Source organism: Streptomyces hainanensis (assembly GCF_004348415.1).
Lineage (GTDB): Bacteria > Actinomycetota > Actinomycetes > Streptomycetales > Streptomycetaceae > Streptomyces > Streptomyces hainanensis.
The window spans coordinates 1-1,306 of the sequence record NZ_SMKI01000828.1 but is presented as its reverse complement, the minus strand read 5'-3'; the positions used below and the strand labels follow the sequence as shown (position 1 = coordinate 1,306).

Below are 1,306 nucleotides of genomic sequence, written 5' to 3'. Positions count from 1 at the left end.
GGGATCGGGTAGGGTTGGCGGCAGCCCCTCACGCGGCGCTATCTCGCTGAAATCCCCCAGGGCCGGAAGGCAGCAAGGGTAGGTGAGCTCTGGCGGGTGCGTGGGGGGCCCTGTGCTGTTGGCGCGAGTGTCAGTGGTGCCCGATATCGTCGGTGTCGTGTCCTCGCTCGCGCTGTATCGCCGCTACCGACCCGAGACCTTCGCGGAGGTCATCGGGCAGGAGCACGTGACCGTCCCGTTGCAGCAGGCCCTGCGGAACAACAGGGTCAATCACGCGTATCTGTTCAGCGGGCCGCGCGGCTGCGGCAAGACGACCAGTGCGCGCATCCTCGCCCGGTGTCTCAACTGCGAGCGCGGGCCCACGCCCACGCCGTGCGGGGAGTGCCAGTCGTGCCTCGATCTCGCGCGGAACGGGCCGGGGTCGATCGACGTGATCGAGATCGACGCCGCCTCGCACGGTGGCGTGGACGACGCGCGTGAGCTGCGGGAGAAGGCGTTCTTCGGGCCCGCCGTCAGTCGGTTCAAGATCTACATCATCGACGAGGCGCACATGGTCACCCCGGCGGGGTTCAACGCCCTGCTGAAGGTGGTGGAGGAGCCGCCCGAGCATCTGAAGTTCATCTTCGCGACCACCGAGCCGGAGAAGGTCATCGGGACGATCAGGTCGCGCACCCATCACTATCCGTTCCGGTTGGTGCCGCCCGGCACGCTGCGTGAGTATCTGGGTGAGGTCTGTCAGCGCGAGGAGATCCCGGTGGATCCCACGGTGCTGCCGCTGGTGGTGCGCTCCGGCGCCGGGTCCGTGCGGGACTCGATGTCGGTGATGGACCAGCTGCTCGCGGGCGCGACGGACGCCGGGGTCACCTACGAGATGGCCACGTCGCTGCTCGGCTACACGGACGGGGCGCTGCTTGACGATGTCGTGGAGGCGTTCAGGGCGGGCGACGGGTCGGCCGCGTTCGGGGTGGTCGACCGGGTCATCGAGGGTGGTCACGATCCACGGCGGTTCGTCACGGATCTGCTGGAACGGCTGCGTGACCTGCTGATCCTCGCGGCCGTGCCGGACGCGGCGGACAAGGGGCTGATCGACGTCCCGGTGGACGTGCTGGAGCGGATGCGGGCGCAGGCGACGGCGTTCGGCCCCGCGGAGCTGAGCCGCGCGGCCGACCTGGTCAACACCGGGCTGACGGAGATGCGGGGGGCCACCTCGCCCCGGTTGCAGCTGGAGCTCATCTGCGCCCGGGTGCTGCTGCCCGCGGCGTACGGGGACGAGCGGGCGCTGCAGAGCCGTCTCGACCGGTTGGAG

General features: G+C 69.8%; 1 protein-coding gene and 1 other RNA gene. Both read left to right on the top strand.

Translation table 11 applies throughout. From position 1 onward, the window contains the following. The first annotated feature begins 19 nt into the window (after positions 1-19). An RNA gene (gene ffs, locus E1283_RS36250) (signal recognition particle sRNA small type) lies at positions 20-116 on the top strand. Between the two features lie 41 nt (positions 117-157). Continuing rightward, positions 158-1,306: DNA polymerase III subunit gamma and tau (locus E1283_RS36245; protein WP_132822398.1), on the top strand; the 1,149-nt coding region annotated here is incomplete at its 3' end.